Annotated in this window: 3 protein-coding genes and 1 pseudogene; 1 reads left to right on the forward strand and 3 read right to left on the reverse strand. The window is 68.1% G+C overall.

Annotated features, from left to right (window positions below; all coding sequences use genetic code 11):
• The first annotated feature begins 375 nt into the window (after positions 1-375).
• Positions 376-828, forward strand: a complete 453-nt coding sequence (locus NI18_RS19850) for a hypothetical protein (protein WP_052149371.1) — start codon at positions 376-378, stop codon at positions 826-828.
• Positions 829-874: 46 nt separating this feature from the next.
• Here NI18_RS19850 and NI18_RS19855 read toward each other — a convergent pair whose 3' ends face one another.
• The 3 genes and pseudogenes from NI18_RS19855 to flgH form a co-directional block, all read right to left on the reverse strand.
• Positions 875-1,180 carry a hypothetical protein gene (locus NI18_RS19855; RefSeq protein WP_052149372.1) on the reverse strand — a complete coding sequence of 102 codons (306 nt, stop codon included), beginning with the start codon at positions 1,178-1,180 and terminating at the stop codon, positions 875-877.
• Between the two features lie 232 nt (positions 1,181-1,412).
• On the reverse strand, positions 1,413-2,291 hold the full coding sequence (locus NI18_RS19860; protein WP_031395278.1) for a flagellin: 879 nt from the start codon (positions 2,289-2,291) through the stop codon (positions 1,413-1,415).
• Positions 2,292-2,447: 156 nt separating this feature from the next.
• Positions 2,448-3,177, reverse strand: a pseudogene (flgH, locus tag NI18_RS19865) (flagellar basal body L-ring protein FlgH).
• Positions 3,178-3,320 lie beyond the last annotated feature (143 nt).

Genomic DNA, 3,320 nt, shown 5'->3' on the forward strand with positions numbered 1-3,320 from the left:
TGCGCCGATCGCCAGCGCGATGGCGAGGCGGATCATGCGAAGGCCAAGGTCACCGCGACCGCGGCAGCGGCGGCGGCGCCAAGGAACAGCAGCGCGAGGACGATCGTCGCGACCCTGTTGCCTGCAGCGGCATGATGACCATCGACTGGTCCGGTGGTCGGCATCGGCGCGATCGCCGTTGCATCGCCGCGCCGACGGGCGTCCGTCGCGGCGCCGTTCGCGACGATCCTGACGCGCGCGGGTTTCTGATCGTGGCTCACTTGCGCTCCATCCCTCCGCTATCCTCCTATTATAGAGGCAAAGACCTGCGGATCGTCGGCGTGGGCCGGCATTCGGGGCGACGTCCCGACGAAACCACAAACCGGAGCCCGAGCGATGCGCACCCGCCCTTCACCCAAGCAGATCGCGCTGCTGATCGCGGCGCTGCTGACCGCGCCGGTCATGGCGCCGGGCGCGGCGGCGTCCGAAGGGGGCGGGGCGGAAGGAGGCGGGGCGGAAGGTGAACCCGTACGGCCGTCGCCGCTGTTCGTGATGCTCGATCCGCTCGACGTGCCGATCGTCGAGGGCGATCGCGCGGACGGACGGCTGAAGGTCAAGCTGGTGCTTCAGGCCGCGGATGTCGCAGGCGCGGGGGCGATCGAGACGCGTCGGCCCGAACTGCGCGAGGCGGCGCTGGTCGCGTCGATCGAATTCGCGCGCCTGCATGCCTCCGCGTCGACGCCGGTCGATGCACGGCGACTGGCGCAGGACGTCTCCACGGCCCTGCGCCGGGTCGATCCGACGATCGCGGCGGTGTTGCTGGTCGAGGTGGCGGCGCGCCGCGCCTGATCGCGCTCGAGCTAGCGCGCTAGACCGAACCCCGGCCCGGCGTATCTCAGGCGTTGGCGTTCAGCCCGTGCCGCGTCGCGCGGGGGCGGGTCGGCAGCGGGGTGATGTCGGCCACGCGCTCGGGCCTGCCGGCGCGACGGCAGGCGAAGTCTTCGATTCGCGCCCCGGTGATCCGCGGCGACAGCAGCAGCAGCGCGATGCAGTCGGCGATGTCGGGATCATGCTCGCTGCCGATCGTCTCGATGACGTCGTCGAGCGTCATGCCCGGCGCGGTCAGCGCACAGGCCGCCGCGGCGGACCACAGCGCATGCGGGTCGGTGACCGAGAGCGACAGCGAAACGCGGTAGTCCATGACCTCATCCTCTCCGGCCGTTCGCGGCTGGCCCGCCCGCCGGTTCGCCCGCCGGTTCGCTCGACCCTAGTCGAACCGGGCCGCACGGCTATTAAGGGATTACCCGTATCGAGGCGCGCCGGCGCCTGAAAACAGGCATGAAAAAACCGGGATGGCCGATCGGCCACCCCGGTTTCCACGAGCCCCCGCCGATGTGCTTGGGGGACTTGGCGGGATCGTGTCTCGTACCGGCTTACCGGAACAGCGAGGTGATCGTCTGCGGGGCCTGGTTGGCGATCGACAGCGCCTGAACGCCAAGCTGCTGCTTGACCTGCAGTGCCTGCAGCTTCGCCGATTCCTTGGCCAGATCCGCGTCGACCAGCTTGCCGACGCCGCTTTCGATCGCGTCCGACAGCTTGCTGGTGAACGTCATCTGTGCGTCGATCTTGCGCGACCCCGAGCCGAGATCGCTCAGCTTGGTGTTGAGCGAGCTGCCCAGCGTGTCCAGGGTATCGACCATCGCCTTGGCCTTGGCAGCCGTGTCGATTTCCGAATCCTGGCCGAGCACGCCGGTACCCACGCCCGCGGACGCGGTTTCCGTCGCCGGCAGGTCGATTTCCTGGTTGGCGATGGAGAGCGTATCGGGATCGTAGGTGTCGGTGCCGGTTGCCTTGTTGGTCAGCGACTGCAACGCACTCACGGTGCCGCCGCCGGTCTTGAGCAGGTTCGTACCGTTGAACTCGGACGAATCGACGATCGTGCTGATCTGGTCGCGAAGGGCGGTGAAGTCCTTGTTGTACGCAGCGCGGCTCTCGTCGCTGATGCCATCGTCCGACGCCTGCTTGGCGAGCGTCTTCATCTGGTTGACGACGTCCGAGATCTGCTCTGCGCCTGCGACCGCAACGTCGGCCACGCTCTTCGCCCGGCTGAGCGAGGAGTTGACCGCCTTGAGGCCACCCAGATCGCCGCGAAGGCCCTGGGCAATCGTGAAGGCTGCCGAATCGTCCTTGGTCGATGCGACGTTCAGGCCGCTGTTGATGCGGCTCTGGACGACGGACAGACCCTTGCTGGTCTCGTTGAGGGCCTGGAGGGCCGCCATCGCGCCAACATTGGTGTTAACGGACATTCCCATGATATTCTTCCTTCTGGAATAGTCGGTCGCTTCTGCGTCCTTGAGCCGTACGGCGCTCGCCGACGGAGCGGTCAGATCCGACCCGCTCCTTATTCTGGGAAGAAATCCGGATAGTTGGTCGCGCTGCGCGGATTATTTGCAGCGTGGGCACGCGCCTCAGAACGGAAAGAGGGCGTCGTAGATCTGCTGGCCCCAGCGTGCCTGCTGCGCCTGCGTCAGCTGGCCGCGGCCGCCATAGCTGATCCGTGCCTCGGCGATCTGCGTGTGGCGGATGCTGTTGTCGCGGCTGATATCCTGCGGGCGCACCATGCCGGTCACGATCAGCTCGCGCAGCTCGTAATTGACGCGGATCTCCTGGCGGCCGCGGATCATCAGATTGCCGTTGGGCAGCACGTCGGTGACGATCGCCGACATCGTCATGCTGATTGTTTCCGACCGGCTGATATTGCCCGATCCGTTGAACTGCGACTTCGAATTGCCGGCGATCAGCGGATCGGGCGTCGCGCGCCGAGCCCGAGTGCTGCGGTCAGCCCCGCATTCTCGGAGCCGCCGCGCGTGCGTGCGGTCGTGTTGCCGACCTCGGCGCGGTCCTGACGTTGATCCGCACGGTCAGGATGTCCCCCTTGCGCGCGGCGCGCTGGTCGCCGAGAAACGCACCCGCGCCCGCGCGGAACAGCGATGCGTCGGGGGGCGCCAGGGCCAGTGGCGGCGCAGCCGGGCGACGGCTCGGCTGGCCGAGCGAATCCTCGGTCAGCGGGGTGTCGACCGCGGTCATCTCGCTGAGTTTCGGCGCCTTGCCGATCGTCTTGAGCTGGCCGATCGTGCCGCAGCCCGACAGGGCGGTCGCGCCGGCGAGGATCAGGAACATTGTCGCGGGTCTGGTCATCGCATGTCTCCTCATTGCGCGGCGACGCGGACGCTGCCCGCGCCCGTGACGACGCCGTCGACGCTGTGGTTGGTGGACAGCGTGACGACGCGGACGCATCGCCTAGGCCGCCCGCCGCCAGCGCCCGCGCCGCGGTGGTGATC

This window comes from Sphingomonas sp. Ant20, from assembly GCF_000783375.1.
Taxonomy (GTDB): Bacteria; Pseudomonadota; Alphaproteobacteria; order Sphingomonadales; family Sphingomonadaceae; genus Sphingomonas; species Sphingomonas aerolata.

Coding starts and splice junctions, on each gene's coding strand:
- NI18_RS19850 (WP_052149371.1), top strand. CDS start 376: ATGCGCACCCGCCCTTCACCCAAGCAGATCGCGCTGCTGATCGCGGCG.
- NI18_RS19855 (WP_052149372.1), bottom strand. CDS start 1,180: ATGGACTACCGCGTTTCGCTGTCGCTCTCGGTCACCGACCCGCATGCG.
- NI18_RS19860 (WP_031395278.1), bottom strand. CDS start 2,291: ATGGGAATGTCCGTTAACACCAATGTTGGCGCGATGGCGGCCCTCCAG.